Consider the following 16,634-nt stretch of genomic DNA (forward strand, 5'->3'; position numbering starts at 1 on the left):
ACGGGAGGCGGCCGACCGAGGAGTCTCCGAGGCCGGGACACCGTCGGGCAAGCGCCTACCGGGTCCGACCGGTCACCCGTCCGACAGCACCTTGGCCAGGACGTCGGCCGCACGGTCACAACCGGCCGCGTCTACGTCGAGGTGCGTCACCAGTCGGACCAGGTCCTCGCCCATCGCCCCGGCCAGCACCCCGGCCTCGCGCAGCCGCTCGAGGACCGCCGCGGCCGGCACGGCACCGGTGTCGACGTAGACGATGTTGGTCTCCACCTCCGCGGGGTCGCAGCTACCCGGCACGGCGTCGGCCACCTTGCGGGCCATGGCGCGGGCGTTGGCGTGGTCCTCGGCGAGGCGCTCGACGTGATGGGCCAGCACGTGACGTCCGGCAGCCGCCAGCACGCCGACCTGGCGCATCGCGCCGCCCAGCCGGCGGCGCCACTCCCGCGCCGACGCCACGACGTCCGCGTCGCCGACGACCACGGAGCCGACCGGCGCGCCGAGCCCCTTCGACAGGCAGAAGCTGAACCCGGTGAACAGCGCGCCGTACTCGCGCGGCGCCACCCCGCTGGCGACGATGGCGTTGAACAGCCGTGCGCCGTCCCCGTGCAGCGGCACGCCACGCTCGTCGGCGAGCGCCCGCAGGGCCCGAAGCCGGTCCAGGCCGTGGATGGCGCCGCCGCCGCGGTTGGTGGTCTCCTCGACGCTGATCGCGCCGACCGCCGTGTAGGGGAACGTCGGGGGACGCAGCCGCGGCCTGACCAGGTCCACGTCGAGCCGGCCACGGTCGCCGTCGATCGTGCGGAACTGCACGCCCGCGTGCAGCGCGCCGGCACCTGCCTCGTAGGCGACGAGGTGGGCGTCGGACTCGCACACCACCTCGCTGCCGGGCGGTACCAGGGCCCGCAGCAGCACCAGCGTGCCCATCACCCCGGACGGAACGAACAGCGCGGCCTCGCGGCCGAAGCGGTCCGCGACCTCCTCCTGGAGCGCCTCGACCTCGGGGTCCTCGCGGTAGACGTCGTCGCCGACCTCCGCGGCAGCCATGGCGCGACGGACTGCCTCGGTCGGGCGGGTGACGGTGTCGGAACGCAGATCGATCACGAGGTACCTCGGCATGTCGCGGTGGTCGGCGGTGGCGCGGACGCGGCGCCCGTCACCAGTCCGGGCGGCCGCCGAGCCAGGCGGCCAGCCCGTCGTGTGCCGCCCGGCCGCCGGCGAGGACCCCGACGCGGGGCTCGCCGCCGAGCCGGCGGGTGGGCCGACTGACGACCCCGCCGGCCTCGGTGACCAGGAGGCGGCCGGCCGCCCAGTCCCAGGGTGCCAGACCGAACTCCAGGTAGGCGTCGAAGCGCCCGGCCGCGGTCCATGCGAGATCCAGCGCCGCCGCGCCCACGCGCCGGACGTCCCGTACGGTGCCCAGCAGTTCCGCCACGTCCTCGGCCCAGTCGCGGCGGGTGTCGGCGGCGTAGGCGTAGCCGGTGGCGACCAGGGTGCGGTCGAGCGTCGCCGCGTCCGTCACCGCGAGCGGGGCACCGTCGCGCACCGCCCCACCGCCGCGCACGGCCACGAAGGTCTCCTCGCGGGTGGGATCGTGTACGACGCCGACCAGCGAGCCGTCGTCGTCCTCGCACGCGATCGAGACGCACCAGGCCGGGATCCCGTACAGGAAGTTGACCGTGCCGTCGAGCGGGTCGACCACCCAGCGCAGGCCCGTGGTCCCGCGTCGCTGCGCCTGGCCCTCCTCGCCCAGCAGGCCGTCGTCGGGACGCGCCTGCGCCAAGCGGTCGGCAATGAGCCGTTCGGCGGCACGGTCGGCCTCGGAGACGGGATCGCTGACCGTCGTCTTCGTGGCGAACCCCAGGTCGTCGCCTGCAGCGTGGCGGGACGCGAAGCCGGCCAGCGCGGCACCGGCCTCGCAGGCGGTGTCGACGGCGAGGTCGCGCAACAGGGACAGGTCCGGCTCAGCCAAAGAACGTCTCCGCGACGTGGTACAGCGAGGCGGGCACGGTCTTCAGCCGAGCGGTCGCCTCGGCCAGCGGGACGGGCACGACCGCGTGGTTCTGGAACGCCGTCATCTGCCCCCATCGCGAGTCGATCGCGAGCTCGGCGGCCTTGACGCCCATCTGCGTGGCGAGGACCCGGTCCATGGCGGTCGGCGAGCCACCGCGCTGGACGTGCCCCAGGATGGTCACGCGCGCCGGGAAGCCCGTGCGGGTCTCGATCTCGTGGGCGATGGCATGGCCGATGCCGCCCAGCCGTGGTCGCCCGAACTCGTCCTTGGGCGGCTCCTCGATCTCCAGCGTGCCGTCGAGCGGCAGCGCGCCCTCCGCCACGACGACGATGGAGAAGTCACGGCCCGAGCCGGCACGGTGCTTGAGGTGGCGGCCGACGGCGTCGATGTCGAACGGCACCTCGGGGATGAGGATGGCGTCCGCCCCGCCGGCCATGCCGGAGTAGGTTGCGATCCACCCGGCGTGACGGCCCATCACCTCGAGCACCATCACCCGGTTGTGGGACTCCGCGGTGGAGTGCAGCCGGTCGACCGCCTCCGTGGCCGTACGCACGGCCGTGAGGAAGCCGATGGTCAGCTCCGTCGCGGCGACGTCGTTGTCGATCGTCTTCGGGATCCCGACGATCGGGATGCCCTCCTCGGTCAGGCGGGTGGCGGCCGACAGGGTGCCCTCACCGCCGATCACGACCAGGCCGTCGAGGCGGTGCACCTCGAGTGCCTCGCGAATGCGTTCGACGCCGTTGGGCTCGCGATAGGGGTCGACCCGGGACGTCCCCAGGATCGTCCCGCCGCGGTGGAGCAGCCCGCGGGTCGTGGACAGGGTGAGCTGGTCGACCTCGAGGTCGAGGACGCCCTTCCAGCCGGCGCGGAAACCGAACGTCAGCACGTTGGCCTGGTCGGCACGCCGGACGACGGCGCGGATGGCGGCGTTGAGACCCGGGCAGTCTCCACCGCCGGTCAGGATGCCGATGCGGGAGACCATCAGTACGCGTCCAGGGAGGTGGGAGCGGGGGCGGCGGCGCGGGGCGGGAGCCGACGCGTCCGGCGGATCGTAGACAGCCGGCGGCGAGCGCGTGATCGGCGGTCAGCCGGTGAGCCACACCACCAGCGCCGCGACCCAGGTCGCGGCCATGGCCGCGACGCCGAGGGGCAGCGCCCGGAACCCGAGTCGGGCGGCACGGTCGCCGGCCGGGCGACCGCGGCGCACGGCGTACGCCGCCGTGGCGAGGGTGGCGGCACCGCAGGCGGCACCCAGCGCCGCGAGCGCCTGCACGAGGAGCGACCGGCTGACGAGCCCGGGCACGACGGCGAGGAACACCACCGCGACGCCCGAGGCGACCAGTGTCTGGCGCGCTTCCGTGGCCCGATCCTCGCGGCCGTCAGAGCAGGCGACGGCACAGCCCAGCGAGCAGCCCGAGCAGCCGCCGAGATCGATCGTGTCGCCCGTGCGGTCCGGAGGGGGCGTGCGGTCCGTCATGCGGACTCCGAGGCCGCCTCGTCGGCGAAGCCGGGGGCAAGCTCGTCCCACATCTCCTCGAGCGCCCGTGGCAGCACCCTGGCCGCGCCCACGACGGAGATGAAGTTGGTGTCCCCGACCCAGCGCGGCACGGCGTGCAGGTGCAGGTGCTCGGCGATGCCGGCGCCACCGGCAGCGCCGAGGTTCATGCCGAGGTTGACGCCCTGGGCGTTGACCTGCTGCTTCAGCACAGCGACCGAGCGGCGGGCCAGGTCCCACAACTCGTACGCGGCGTCGTCGGGCAGCTCCTCGAGTTCGGCGACGTGCTGGTAGGGCACGACCATCAGGTGCCCGGGGTTGTAGGGGTAGGCGTTGAAGATCACGAAGCAGTGCCGACCGCGGTGCAGGATGAGGCTCTCCCGGTCGCGGTCGGGACCCCGCTGCGGCAGGACGCAGAACGGGCAGCCCTCCAGTGGCTCCGCACCGGCCACGTACCCGAATCGCCAGGGCGCCCACAGGCGCTGCAGGTCGTCCACGCCGAGCCCGGCCTGGTCGTGCCGTGCGTCACGCCCGATCTGGCCGACCGAGTCGGTGTCGTCCTCCACACGTCGCTCCTGGCGGGTCGGCTGTCCACGTCTCACGTGGGATCACGTGGCCACGTCGCGGCGTGAGCGTACGCTGCCGCTCCCGGCCCGGGAGACCACGCCATGCCGACCTACGCCGCCTTCCTGCGTGGCATGAACGTCGGCGGTCACCGCATCACCAACGCCGAGTTGGCCGCGGCGATGGCCGCGCTGGGGTTCGCCGAGGTCGGGACGTTCCTCGCCAGCGGCAACCTGCACTTCGCCGCCCCGCACGACGACGCCGGCGAACTGGAGGGACTGGTCGAGGCGCACCTCCAGACCCTCCTCGGGTACGCCGTCCCGACCTTCGTGCGGACCCGGGAGGAGGTGACGGCGATCGCCGCCGCGCAGCCGTTCCCTCCCGAGGCCGTCGCGGCGACCGCCGGCAAGGTGCAGGTGGTGTTCCTGCGTGACGAACCATCCGCGGCACAGCGCAACCGGCTGCTCGGGCTGGCCACCGACGACGACCGCCTCGCCATCGTCGGTCGGGAGCTGTACTGGCTGCCGCGCGGCGGCATCAGCGACGCCGGCATCGACCTGATGCAGCCGTCGCTCTACCCCGGCCCGGCGACGATGCGCACGAAGCGGACGGTCGAACGCCTCGCCACCCGCCTGTGACGGCACGGCGACACGCGGAAATGGCCGGGGCACGCGTGCGGTGGCGCGGTCGGGCGGTCGACGGATGTCACCGCAGTGCGCGGTCAGGCGGTGAGCGGATGTCGCCGCAGCGGCGAGGTCAGGCGGTGAGTGGATGTCGCCGTAGCGGCGGGTCGGAGGTCGCGCGCCGGCGTCCGCGTTTGACGGTGACGGTCCCGTCGGCGGTCATGTCGAGTTGCCAGCGGCCTTCGGTGACGGCGGTGTGGTGGCGGCGGCAGAGCGCGACCAGGTTGTGCACCACCGTGTGGCCGCCGTGTTCGCGTGGGATCACGTGGTGCAGGTCGGTCCAGGCGGCCGGCATCCGGCAGCCCGGGAACCGGCAGCCCTGATCGCGGGCCAGCACCGCCTGACGCAGCCGGGCCGGGATCGACGCGGTCGGGGCGCTGATGCCCAGCACCTCGTGCCCGTCGGTCAGCACGAACTGCATCCGGCAGTCATCCGCCAGCCGCCGCAACGCCAACGGGGTCAGCGCCGGCGGTGCGCCTGGCAGCCGCCACAACAGCCGCGCCCGCCGGGCCTGCTCGGTGTCGCCGACCAGGGCGTGGATGTCGGTGACCACCGTCATCGACGGGCGGGCACGCACCATGGTGCCGTCGGCCCGGTGGCCGGACAGGAACACCTCGGCCAGCTTGACGAACGCATCCGCCAACTGCCGGCCCCGCGGCCGATCGAACCCCTCACCCAGCGGATCCGACACGTCGCCGTCACCGGTCGCGGCGTCGGGGGCGTTGCCGTCACGGCTGGCGGCGCGGTCGCTTCCGCTCGCGGCGCCGTCGGTCGCGTCGTCCGGCATGGGGTCGAGGGCGTCGCGGGTCACGTCGCGGTCACCGGTGGGCGGTGCGGCGGCGGCTTCGAGCGCCTCGCGGATCAGCGCACCGTCGGTAGCCGGGAACGCGAAACCGCGTACGCCGCCTTCGAGGTCGGGTTGGACGTGCAGATAGCGCCGCTCGACCCGCCGGACACTGCGGGCCTGCTCCAAGTCTTCCCGTAGCCGGCCGGCCGCGACCCGCACGTGGTCGACCAGCTCGTCGGCCTGCAGCCGCCGTATCTCGTCGAGATCGGCGAACCGCTGGTCGAGCTCGGCCCGCAGCGCCACCGTCAACGGCCCGGCCTCGCACACGATCGCGCGGACCTGCCCCCACCCCAGCGCACCCGCATGGAACGCGGCCCTGACGTTGGGCATACAGGCCAGCACGTCCCGGACCGTGTGCAAGAACCGCCGGTCCCCGAACGTGGCCTTCGACTGCAACGCCAACAGCCCCTCCAACGGCAACCCCGCCCGACGCTCTGACAGCGAGCCGGCCTCGATCCGGTCGACCAGCTCCACCACCGCGGCCTGACAGGTGTCAGCGGTGGCGAGCAGTTCCAGCAGCCCGGCCAGCTCCCCGTTACCAGACACGGCCCGGTCGGCCGCCAACACCCGGACCCGCTCCACCGCGGCGGCCGCGTGCCGGATCGCCAGGCGCAGGTCGCCGCCGTCACCATCGGTGTGGCCGGGCACCGGAGCGGCGTCGGTCGTGTAGTCCGGGGCGTGTTCGCGGGCGACGCTGTGGTGTCGCCGGAGCGTTGCTCGATACCCCGCGCGAGACGTGGTCGCGGGCACCGCGGTGCAGGTGCTGGGCGAGGTGGCGGGGGGTGTGGGCATGGTGGGTAGTGTACGCGGCGGAATGACGATTCAGCGGCTGGATCTGCCGTTCCTTGTGGATTCGGCGGTCAACGTTCCACAGCCTGCAGCACCGCACGACCAAGACACGCTGCACCGTTACTGCCGAGGATCCCGGCCAGACCGCACGTTCGTCCGTGTGGCAGCGGCCGGTGGGCCGCCCGCGTGCGCCTCATCGAGTTCGAAGCAGAATTGGCGGCCCATCTCGCGGTAGCCGAGACGTCGCGCCACCGTCCTGGAGGCGAGGTTCGAGGCCGCTGCTCGCCACTGTGGCGTCAGGCCCTGATCCAGCACACGCCGGGTCGCTGCCGCCGCCACCGCCGTCCCTACGCCGGCCCCACGGGCGTCGGGGGCGACTAGGACACCAACGTGGCCGATTCCGGCGGGCCAGCCGAGATGACCGGCGGCGCCGAGCACGATCCCTGCCCGACGGAGCACGAGGGCCTGCTCCATCTCCGCCACGGAACTCTCGTCCACGTCCTCGTCGGGAAGCGCGGCGAGCCAGTCACGAAGCGTCGAGACGGGGACCTCCTCCACGTGGCTTCGGTCTTCGAGGTCGGGCACCCGAGCGCGGCCGGGGAGATAGGCCAACAGAGCCGGTCCCATGGTGCGGTCGGGCTGCAGCGCCGCCTCGACCTGGGCAGGGTCGCTGGGATCGTCGAGTGCCCGCAGGCGGGCGATCGACGCGTCATCGGCTTGACCTGCCTCGATCAGGCTGGCGTCACCGAACCGGACGACTCCGACCCATCCCGCGGGAGCGATACCTCGCGATCCGCGCACGACGGTGGTCGTGTGCGGATGCAGCGCTCGGTCGTCGGCGGCCAGCGTGCGCCAGAGCCGACGCGCCGGTTCAGGAACCACGCGCCGACCCCGAGTGGCGGCCGATGAGCAGACCGCGGCCCATGCCGAGGCCGTCGACCTGGTCGCGCCACTCCCCCGCCAGACCGGCGTGCTCGACGGCCGCGAGGTAGCGCTCGGCGGTGAACAGCGGCATGCGGTGGGTCTCCTCGGCGGTCGCAACACCGCCGGGCGTGGCCACGGCCCAGGCGAACTGCAGCACCAGGACGTCGTCCTCGCGATGGGAGCTGGCCGCCCGGGCCACGACTCCGTCGTCGTTCTGGGCCGTCACCAGGTCGCGGACGCCGCCGTCGCAGACCCGATCCGGCGTCAGCCACGGCTCGACCAGCAGCGTCCCGCCGGGTGCGACGTGGCGCGCCATGGCGGCCACGGCCGCATCCAGTTCGTCGGCGTCGGCGACGTGGCCGATGGAGGAGAACAGGCACGTCACGATGTCGAACGTCCGGCCGAGATCGAAGTCGCGCAGGTCGCCCTCGGCCAGCGGCACGCCACGGTCGAGCCGGCAGCCGGCGATGGCCAGCATGTCCGACGACCGGTCGAGCCCGGCGACCTCGTCGAGGGCAGCCGCGAACCGCTGCAGGTGCCGGCCGGTGCCGCACGCGACATCGAGGAGGGAGCGCGGCTGGCGGCCGTCCTCGCGGGCGACCGCCAGCAGCGCGGCTGCCTCGGCGTCGTAGTCCTTGCCGCGCGCGTCGTAGAGCGCGTCGTACCAGGCGGCCAGGTCGTGGTAGCCGACCGCCTGGTCGAGGGGCTGGGCGGTTCCGCCGGTCACGCCTCGAGCGCGACGCGGCGCTCCCGCACCTCCTCGGCGACCTCGGCGACGAAGTCGTCCAGCGGCACGTCCTTGCGCTGGTCGCCGCGGTAGGGCCGGACCGCGACGGTGCGGGCGTCGCGTTCCGAGCCGCCGACCACCAGGGCGTAGGGCACCTTCGAGGTCTGGGCGCGGCGGATCTTGGCGCCGAGGGTGTCGTCGGAGTGGTCGACCTCGACCCGCAGGTGCTGTGAGCGCAGGGCTGCGGCGACCTCGTCGGCGTAGCCGTCGAATTCCGCGGCGACCGGGACGACGGTGGCCTGCACGGGTGCGAGCCAGGTCGGGAACGCGCCGTTGAACGACTCCACCATGACGGAGAAGAACCGCTCGATCGAGCCGAACAGGGCCCGGTGCACCATGTAGGGCCGGTGCTTGGCGCCGTCGTCACCGACGTAGGTGATGTCGAAGCGCTCGGGCAGGTTGAAGTCGACCTGCACCGTGGTCAGCTGCCACTCGCGGCCGATCGCGTCGCGGGCGTGGATGTCGATCTTCGGCCCGTAGAAGGCGCCCTCGCCCGGGTCGATCTCGTAGTCCATGCCGGTCTGCTCGACGGCCTCGATCAGGGCCCGCTCGGCGGCCTCCCACTGCTCGTCGTGACCGGCGATCGACTTCTCCGGGCGGGTCGAGATGGCCACGCGGGAGGGTTCGCCCAGCCCGAAGGCCCGGTACAGGTCACGGGCGAACTCGACGCAGCCGGCGACCTCGTCGACGACCTGGTCGGGACGGCAGAAGATGTGCGAGTCGTCCTGGGTGAAGCCCCGGGCCCGCAGCATCCCGTTCACCACGCCCGAGCGCTCGTAGCGGTAGACGGTGCCGAGCTCGGAGATGCGGATCGGCAGCTCACGGTACGAACGGGTCCGCGAGGTGAACGCCAGGATGTGGAACGGGCAGTTCATCGGCTTGAGCCGGTAGGCCGCGTTGCCGGCGTCCTCGAGCTCCATGCCCGGGTACATCAGCTCGCCGTAGTTCTCCAGGTGCCCGGAGATCCGCCACAGGTCTTCCTTGGCGATGTGCGGGGTGTAGACGGGCAGGTAGCCGCGCTTCAGGGTCTCGTCGCGGATCCAGTCCTCCATCTGCTTGCGCACGATCGCACCGTTGGGCAGGAAGATGGACAGCCCGGGACCGAGCTCGTCGGGGAAGTGCACCAGCTCCAGCTCGCGACCGAGCTTGCGGTGGTCGCGCTTGCGAGCCTCCTCGAGCATCTCCAGGTGCTTGGCGAGCGCCTTGCGCGACTCCCAGGCGGTGCCGTAGATGCGCTGCAGCATCGGCTGGTCCTCACGCCCGCGCCAGTAGGCGCCGGCCGTCCGCAGCAGCTTGAACGCCGGGATGCGGTCGGTGGAGGGCACGTGCGGGCCACGGCAGAGGTCGGACCAGGCGACGGAGTCGGTCCCGTCCCGGCCCACCCGCACGTTGCGGTAGACGGTGAAGGTGACCTCGCCGTCGGTGACGTCGGGCGCGTCGGGGGCGTCGACGGTCGAGGCGATGGTGCCGTCACCGACCAGTTCGATGATCTGGGTCTTGTAGGGCTGGTCGGCGAACTCGGTCAGCGCGTCGTCGCGTGCGACCTCCTCGCGGACGAACCGCTGCTTCTCGCGCAGCAGTTCGACCATGCGGGCCTCGATCTTCTCCAGGTCCTCGGGGGTGAACGGCCGCTCGACGTCGAAGTCGTAGTAGAAGCCGTCCTCGATCGGCGGGCCGATGGCCCACTTCGCGTCCGGGAACAGGTCGGTGACGGCCTGTGCCATGACGTGGGCGGTGGAGTGGCGCAGGATGGCACGCCCCTCCTCGGTGTCGGCGGCGATGGCCTCGACCTCGGCGTCGTCGGGCACCTCGCGGTCGAGGTCCCACGGCTGGCCGTCCACGCGGGCGGCGACGATCTGCCCGCGGACGGCCTCGAGGGCCTTCAGGGCCTGGATGGCGGTGGCGCCGGCGTTCAGCTCGGCGGTCGCGTCGCCGTGGCGCACGGTGATGGTCGAACTCACTGCGAAGTCTCCTGTGCTCGCGCGGAGCGTACTCGGGTGGCCGGACGGTCCCCGGCCCGCCGAGGCTGGCGGGGATGCGGGGCACGAGCTCGCCGGGCGGCGGCGTGTCAGGCCGTCGAGGGCCGCCCGGCGCGGAGCGTTCGCGTGCACGCCGCCGGACCCCGGTGGCGGGGGGCAGGCGCGACGTGCGACGTGGTCGACATGCTCGTCACGGTGCCACCCGGAGACGGCCGAGGCAACCCCGTGCGCCAGGCCGTCCCCGAGGCGCCGGTGGCAGCGGCCGCTGGTCCCCGCGCGCCGGTGGCGGTGCTCGCCGCTCCCCACGTAGGGTCGCCGTCCCCGCCGACGAACCGCTCCGGAGTCGAGATGGACGTCCGCCTCGCCACCCGCTGCCTCGCCGCGACCCGGATCGGGTTGGGGCTGGCGCTTTTCCTCGCCCCTCGGCGCGTGGCCCGGGGGTGGATCGGCGACGACGCCGACCGGCCGGGGGCGGCGGCCGCGGTCCGCGGCCTGGGCGCCAGGGACGTCGCGCTGGGGGTCGGCATGTTGGCGGCCATCGACGACCGACAGGACGACGCGGACCTGCACCGCTGGATCGAGGCCGGGATCGTCGCCGACCTCGCCGACGGTGCGGCCACACTGCTCGCCGGCCGGACCGACCACATGGGCCGACTGGTGGTCGCCATGGCGGCGTCGGGCGCCGTGTTCGGCGGTTGGCTGCGCTCGCGGCTGCGGTAGTCCCCGCCCGACCGGTCGCCGACGCCGACATCGAGCGTCCCTTCGGCCGGGGTCGCGGGCCCTGTTCGCGGCGCGGCGCCGCACCCTGACGCGCGACCGGGACGTCGTCAGCGAGGGACACCTGTGTCAGAGGAGCAGGAGCAGGCGTCGTCGGCGTCGTCGAATGGACGCGCGTGGGTGAAGCACGCCCTGCGCGCCGGTGCCGTGATCGGAGTGCTGGCCGTCATCGCCGCTGCCGGCGTGGCGCTGGCGTTCTGGCGCATCCACAGCACCACCGCCATCCCGGCGGCCGAGGAACTGCAGATCCCGGATCCGACGGTGGTCCTGGACCAGGACGGCGAGCTGATCCAGACGCTGGAGCCGGCGGCCGTACGCGCGAACGTGGCCCTGGACGACCTGCCCGACCACGTGCCGGCGGCGATCCTCGCTGCCGAGGACCGCGGCTTCTACGAACACCAGGGCTTCTCCACCCGCGGGATCCTGCGCGCCTTGTGGGTCAACCTGACGGAGGGCGAGCGCCAGCAGGGCGCCTCGACGATCACGCAGCAGTACGTCGCCATGGCCGTCGCGGACATCGACGACAGCTACACCGGCAAGTTCCGCGAGGTCGCCGTGGCGACCCGACTGGAGCGTGAGTTGTCGAAGGACGACATCCTCGAGATGTACCTGAACGCGGTGCCGTTCGGTCGGACCGCGTACGGGATCGAGGCAGCCGCGCAGACCTACTTCGCCGTCCCAGCGTCCGAGCTGGACGTCGAACAGGCAGCGGTGCTGGCCGGGATGATCGCGGCACCCACGGCGTACGACCCGGCCGACAACCCCGACGGTGCGGCGGCCCGCCGCGACTTCGTCCTCGACGGCATGGTGCAGACCGGGGCCGTGCCGGAGGAGAAGGCCGACGAACTGATCGGCTCCGAGCTGCCCGAGTTGCGCACCGAGCCGCTGTTCGAGTTCGGGCCGCACGCCTACTTCCTCGACGCCGTCCGCGACGCCGTACCGACACTGCTCGGCGAGGACCAGGACCTCGGCGCCGGCCTCGTGATCCACACCACGATGGACCGCCGCGGGCAGGATCTGGCGCACGAGACGCTGAACGACCAACTCGACGGCACCGAGCACACGGGCGCCGTCGTGACGGTCGAGGCGGAGACCGGCGCGGTCCGCACCCTGCTGGGTGGCCGCGACTACGAGCAGCAGCAGTTCAACGTCGCGCTGCATGGTGAGCGGTCGATCGGCTCGGCGTTCAAGACCTTCACCCTCGCGGAGCTGGTGGCGCAGGGCTATGACCCGGACCAGACCCGGATCGACGCCCCCGAGGAGTTGGTCGTCGAGCAGGACGGCTCTCAGGACGATGCCACGATCGGCAATTACAGCGGGCACGGGCACGGCGAGGTCGACCTGCGACAGGCCACCGTGGAGTCCATCAACACCGCCTACGTCCGCATCGCCGAGGAGCTCGGGTACGAGGCGGTGGCCGAGCGCGCCGAGGACCTGGGCATCGACCAGGACCTGCCTGCGTTCCCGAGCCTGACGCTCGGCAGCATCGGCGTCTCGCCGCTGCGGGTGGCGGCGGCGTATGCGACGCTGGCGAACGACGGCGTCCGGGCCCGTCCCTACGTGGTCGAACGGATCGAGAGCCACGACGGCGAGATCCTCTACGAGCACGAGCCCGAGACCGAGGAGGTGTTGGCGCCCGAGGAGACGGCGGTGGTGTCGGACGTGCTGCAGGACGTCGTGATCCGGGGCACCGGCACGGCCGCGGCGATCGGGCGTCCGGTCGCGGGCAAGACGGGCACGACCAACGACAACGTCGACGCCTGGTTCGCCGGCTACACCCCACAGCACGCCACGGTGGTCTGGGTCGGCAACGAGGACAACTCGCCGATGGAGGGCGTCACGGGCGGGTCCCTGCCGGCGATCTCCTGGGGCGCCTACATGGGGGCCTACGTCGAACCGTTCGACGTCGAGGAGTTCCCGGCCCCGGACACCTCGGGGCTGCAGGCGTGGCGGCCCGTCGAGGAGGAGAACCTGCCGCCGCCGCCCGAGCCGGAACCCGAGCCCGAGCCGGAACCCGCGCCGGAGCCCGAGGAGACCGAGGAGCCGGAGCCGGAGGAGACGGAGGAACCGGACGAGCCCGAACCGGAGGAGACCGAGGAGCCGGACGAGCCCGAGGAGACCGAGGAGCCGGAGGAACCGGACCCCGGTGAGGGCGACGGCAACGGCAACGGGAACGGCGACGGCAACGGCGACGGCGGCGGGAACGGCAACGGCAACGGCAACGGCGGCGGGAACGGCAACGGCGACGACGACGGCGAGGACGCGAACACCGACGCGGCCGGGGGCGGAGACGACGACACCGAGGACGACGGCGAGGACGCGAACGCCTGACCGGCCCGATCCGCGAGGTCGCCGGCCGCCCTCAGCGGGTACGGGCGTCGTCGTCGCGGTCAGGGCGACGCCGCTCCCCCGCCGCTGGCTGGCGCTTCGGCCGACCGATGAACGCGGTCGAGAGCAGCTGCGGTTCCTCGTGCTCGAGTTCCTCGGCGCGCAAGGAAGTGACGATGGCGACGCCGAGGATCGCGGCGATGACCCCGAGGCTGACGTAGATCGGCACGTGGTAGACCTCCACGAGCAGCATCTTGACGCCGACGAACGTGAGGATCGCCGCGAGGCCGCGGTCGAGGTAGCGGAACCGCCCATGCATCCCGGCGAGCGCGAAGTAGAGCGCGCGAAGTCCCAGGATGGCGAAGGCGTTGGCCGAGAACACGATGAACGGCTCCCGGCTGACGGCCAGGATCGCCGGAACGGAATCGACCGCGAAGACGACGTCGGTGAACTCGATCAGCACCAGGACGGCGAAGAGTGGTGTCGCCATCAGAACGCCGTCGCGGCGTGTGAAGAGCTTCTGGCCGTCGAGTTCCTTCGAGACGGGCAGGAAGCGACGGACGGCACGAAGCGCCGGGTTGCGATCCGGATCGACCTCCTTGCCGGCGGCCCGCAGCATCCGGTAGGCGGTGTAGATCAGGAGCGCGCCGAAGACGTACAGCAGCCAGTCGAACCGGTCGAGCAGTGCGACGCCGGCGAAGATGAACACCGCCCGCAGCACCAGCGCCCCGAACACACCCCAGAACAGCACCCGGAACTGGTAGCGGTTGGGGACGGCGAAGAACGAGAAGATCACCGCCCACACGAAGACGTTGTCGATCGAGAGGCTCTTCTCGATCAGGTAGCCGCCGAAGTACTCGCCGGCGGCCTGCCAGCCGACCGCCCGGGCGACGACGAGCCCGAACACGAGGCCGATCGCGATCCACACCCCGCTCTCCACGAACGCCTCGCGCAGCGGGATCTCGTGCGGGACGCGGTGGACGAGCAGCAGATCGGCCAACAGCAGCGCGACGATGACGGCGACCAGCGCCAGCCAGGCCCAGACCGGCACGTCGATCGACACGAAGCGGCCGGGTCCGGCGGTCTCGGCCGCCGTCGAGACCAGCGCGTGCAGCGCCATGATCGGTCCACCGGTGGGGCCAGCCCCCGACGGGCCGGCGCAATCGGCAGCGTGACGCTCGCGGCCGGCCCCGAGGTCACGCCCGCCGTCGCCGAACGGTCATGCTCCTCACCCGGCCGGCCAGGACCGGCCCGACACCACGAAACCCCGCCGAGCTGCGTCGTCGCAGGTCAGGCGGGGGTTCGTCGGGGTGGGCACGAGAGGTATCGAACCTCTGACCTCTGCCGTGTGAAGGCAGCGCTCTCCCACTGAGCTACGTGCCCCTGGGCGGCGCGCACCGTACCGCCGCCGGGCCGCTCAGGCCAACCCGGCCGGCCCGGCGCGCACGGTCACCTCGAAGGCGCCGTCGCGCCACACCACGTCCCCGCCGTGGGCCCGGGCGACCCCACGGGCGATCGCGAGCCCGAGGCCGGAACCACCACGGTCGTCCAGCGACACGAAGCGGTCGAACACGGCCTCTTCGGTTCCGGGGGCCAGGCCCGGCCCGTCGTCGCGGATGCGGATCCGTGCGCCGTCGTCCAGTGCGGCGAGGTCCACCTCGATGGCCTCGTCGGCGTGCCGCCTGCCGTTGTCCAGCAGGTTGGCCACCGCCTCGCGCAGGCCGTCACCGTCGACGTCCACGACCAGGCGCGCCGGCGCCTGCAGCGTCATGCGCAGCGACGGGGCAAGGGCCTGCTGCCGCTCGATCTCCTCGCCGAGCAGCGGCACCAGGTCGGTCGGGTGCCGCGTCGGCTCGTCGCCGCGGTCGAGTTGCGCGACCCGCAGCAGCGAGTCCAGCAGCCGTCCCGTGCGCACCGACTCGCGGGCGAGGTTGCCGACCAGGCGATCCTGCTGCGCCGGGTCGGGGCTGCGCAGCAGCGCCTCGCTGGCCGCCCGCAGGCCGGCCACGGGCGTTCGCAGTTGATGGGCGGCGTCGGCGAGGAACCGTCTCGATCGCCGCTCGGCCTCGCGGGCGGCCTGCAGTGCCTGCTCCTGTGCGTCGAGCATCTCGTCGAACGCGGTCGCCAACCGCCCGATCTCCGTGCGGGTGTCGGCCGGTCCCAGCCGCGCGCCGGTGGAGCCCCGGGCGATGGCGCGCGCCGTCTCCACCATGTCGTCCAGCGGCCGCAGCACCCGGTGCGAGAAACTGCCCAGCAGGACGACGGCCACGAGGACGGCCACGAGCGAACCGGCCACGATGGCGACCCGGACCCGCTGCATCACCGCGTCGCCGCCGGTGCCACTCACCAGCACGAGCACGCGGGAGCCGTCGTCGCGCACGACCTCCTGTGCCAGCGAGCGGTCCGGGTCCACGTCGGCGCGGCTCACCAGTTCGTCGCCGTCCGGCGTGATCACGATCGCCGGGACGTCGCGGCGTTCCAGCACCTCGTACAGCGCCTCGGGCGGCAGGTCGCCGAGCTCCTCGACCAGCGCCACGCGGGCGGCCAGGGACCGTTCCCGCTGGCCTTCGATCTCCTCGCGCAGCGTCCACGTCGCGGCGAGGTCGCTGGCCAGCACGACCATCGCGACGACCGCGAGCGTGAACAGGACCAGGCGGTACCGCAGCGAGCGGAACAGCATCAGCCGCGCAGGACGTAGCCGACGCCGCGGACGGTGTGGATGAGGCGGTCGCCCTGCGCCTCGAGCTTGCGTCGCAGGGCACTGATGTGGACCTCGACCAGGTTCTCGTCGTAGCTCTCGAAGCCCCACACCAGCGCCAGCAGCCGGCTCTTCGACACCACGGTGCCGATGTTGCGCCCGAGGGTGATCAGCAGGTCGAACTCCGTGCGGGTGAGCTCGAGCGGCGTGCCGCCGCGGACGGCCGTCCGGGCGGCCTCGTCCACGACCAGGTCGTCGACCTGCCAGGCCTGCGACTCCAGCCGCCCGGCGCGGCGCAGCAGGGCCTGTACGCGCGCCAGCAGCTCGACCGTGGAGAAGGGTTTGGTCACGTAGTCGTCGCCACCCGCCTCGAAGCCCGCCAGGCGGTCGTCGAGGTCGCCGAGGGCGGTGACGAAGATGATCGGGACGTCGCCGCGCGCCCGGATGGTGCGGGCCAGGTCGAACCCGTCGGGTCCGTCGGGCAGGCGCACGTCCAGGATCGCCAGGTCCGGGCGGAAGGCATCGACCTGGTCGGTGCCGTCCGTGCCGTCGGCCGAGGTGACGACTTCGTAGCCCTCGCCACGGAGGGCCACCGCGACCGATTCGCGCAGGGTGGTGTCGTCTTCGACCAGGAGGATGCGGGGTGCTGAGCTCATGGTGCCGCATCGTAGGTGCCCGAGCCGCGTCCATCGCCTTTTCGGCGCGGATGCCGGCGGATCCTCGGGGTCGACCGGCCGGCGGCACCTACTTGACGG

General features: G+C 72.8%; 15 protein-coding genes and 1 tRNA gene. 3 read left to right on the plus strand and 13 right to left on the minus strand.

Annotated features, from left to right (window positions below):
- Window positions 1-72: 72 nt before the first annotated feature.
- The 5 genes from ACERM0_RS02100 to ACERM0_RS02120 form a co-directional block, all read right to left on the minus strand.
- A complete protein-coding gene (locus ACERM0_RS02100) occupies window positions 73-1,098 on the minus strand; it encodes a low specificity L-threonine aldolase (RefSeq protein ID WP_373676838.1) in 1,026 nt (341 codons plus the stop codon).
- A 52-nt stretch (window positions 1,099-1,150) separates the two neighbouring features.
- Entirely contained in the window at window positions 1,151-1,966 is an 816-nt protein-coding gene (locus ACERM0_RS02105; protein WP_373676839.1) for an inositol monophosphatase family protein, read from the minus strand.
- Window positions 1,959-2,990 (minus strand): 6-phosphofructokinase, encoded by a 1,032-nt coding sequence (locus ACERM0_RS02110; protein WP_373676840.1) that lies wholly within the window; start codon window positions 2,988-2,990, stop codon window positions 1,959-1,961. Before ACERM0_RS02110 ends, ACERM0_RS02105 begins: the two co-directional genes overlap by 8 nt.
- 102 nt (window positions 2,991-3,092) lie before the next feature.
- Window positions 3,093-3,485, minus strand: a complete 393-nt coding sequence (locus ACERM0_RS02115; protein WP_373676841.1) for a hypothetical protein — start codon at window positions 3,483-3,485, stop codon at window positions 3,093-3,095.
- Window positions 3,482-4,069 carry an HIT domain-containing protein gene (locus ACERM0_RS02120; RefSeq protein ID WP_373676842.1) on the minus strand — a complete coding sequence of 196 codons (588 nt, stop codon included), beginning with the start codon at window positions 4,067-4,069 and terminating at the stop codon, window positions 3,482-3,484. Before ACERM0_RS02120 ends, ACERM0_RS02115 begins: the two co-directional genes overlap by 4 nt.
- Before the next feature lie 102 nt (window positions 4,070-4,171).
- On the opposite strand from ACERM0_RS02120, the gene ACERM0_RS02125 reads away from it, so the two are divergent.
- A complete protein-coding gene (locus ACERM0_RS02125; protein ID WP_373676843.1) occupies window positions 4,172-4,705 on the plus strand; it encodes a DUF1697 domain-containing protein in 534 nt (177 codons plus the stop codon).
- A 118-nt stretch (window positions 4,706-4,823) separates the two neighbouring features.
- On the opposite strand, the gene ACERM0_RS02130 is transcribed toward ACERM0_RS02125, so the two are convergent.
- From ACERM0_RS02130 to thrS, 4 genes are all read right to left on the minus strand, one after another.
- Entirely contained in the window at window positions 4,824-6,389 is a 1,566-nt protein-coding gene (locus ACERM0_RS02130) for an HNH endonuclease signature motif containing protein (protein ID WP_373676844.1), read from the minus strand.
- 117 nt (window positions 6,390-6,506) lie between these two features.
- Window positions 6,507-7,268 carry a GNAT family N-acetyltransferase gene (locus ACERM0_RS02135; RefSeq protein WP_373676845.1) on the minus strand — a complete coding sequence of 254 codons (762 nt, stop codon included), beginning with the start codon at window positions 7,266-7,268 and terminating at the stop codon, window positions 6,507-6,509.
- Window positions 7,258-8,037: a class I SAM-dependent methyltransferase gene (locus ACERM0_RS02140; RefSeq protein WP_373676846.1), complete on the minus strand. Its 780-nt coding sequence runs from the start codon at window positions 8,035-8,037 to the stop codon at window positions 7,258-7,260. Before ACERM0_RS02140 ends, ACERM0_RS02135 begins: the two co-directional genes overlap by 11 nt.
- Window positions 8,034-10,058 carry a threonine--tRNA ligase gene (thrS, locus tag ACERM0_RS02145; protein ID WP_373676847.1) on the minus strand — a complete coding sequence of 675 codons (2,025 nt, stop codon included), beginning with the start codon at window positions 10,056-10,058 and terminating at the stop codon, window positions 8,034-8,036. The genes ACERM0_RS02140 and thrS overlap by 4 nt, the downstream gene beginning before the upstream one ends.
- A 366-nt stretch (window positions 10,059-10,424) precedes the next feature.
- Between thrS and ACERM0_RS02150 the strand changes: the two genes are divergently transcribed.
- Both ACERM0_RS02150 and ACERM0_RS02155 read left to right on the plus strand, forming a co-directional pair.
- Window positions 10,425-10,796 carry a hypothetical protein gene (locus ACERM0_RS02150; protein ID WP_373676849.1) on the plus strand — a complete coding sequence of 124 codons (372 nt, stop codon included), beginning with the start codon at window positions 10,425-10,427 and terminating at the stop codon, window positions 10,794-10,796.
- 177 nt (window positions 10,797-10,973) lie between these two features.
- On the plus strand, window positions 10,974-13,184 hold the full coding sequence (locus ACERM0_RS02155) for a transglycosylase domain-containing protein (RefSeq protein ID WP_373676850.1): 2,211 nt from the start codon (window positions 10,974-10,976) through the stop codon (window positions 13,182-13,184).
- Window positions 13,185-13,215: 31 nt separating this feature from the next.
- Here ACERM0_RS02155 and ACERM0_RS02160 read toward each other — a convergent pair whose 3' ends face one another.
- The 4 genes from ACERM0_RS02160 to ACERM0_RS02175 form a co-directional block, all read right to left on the minus strand.
- On the minus strand, window positions 13,216-14,301 hold the full coding sequence (locus ACERM0_RS02160) for a TerC family protein (RefSeq protein ID WP_373676851.1): 1,086 nt from the start codon (window positions 14,299-14,301) through the stop codon (window positions 13,216-13,218).
- 191 nt (window positions 14,302-14,492) lie between these two features.
- Window positions 14,493-14,564, minus strand: a tRNA-Val gene (locus ACERM0_RS02165).
- 34 nt (window positions 14,565-14,598) lie between these two features.
- Window positions 14,599-15,861 (minus strand): ATP-binding protein, encoded by a 1,263-nt coding sequence (locus ACERM0_RS02170; RefSeq protein ID WP_373676852.1) that lies wholly within the window; start codon window positions 15,859-15,861, stop codon window positions 14,599-14,601.
- Window positions 15,861-16,535: a response regulator transcription factor gene (locus ACERM0_RS02175; RefSeq protein ID WP_373676853.1), complete on the minus strand. Its 675-nt coding sequence runs from the start codon at window positions 16,533-16,535 to the stop codon at window positions 15,861-15,863. Before ACERM0_RS02175 ends, ACERM0_RS02170 begins: the two co-directional genes overlap by 1 nt.
- Window positions 16,536-16,634: the final 99 nt, after the last annotated feature.

This window comes from Egicoccus sp. AB-alg2, assembly GCF_041821065.1.
Classification (GTDB): Bacteria; Actinomycetota; Nitriliruptoria; order Nitriliruptorales; family Nitriliruptoraceae; genus Egicoccus.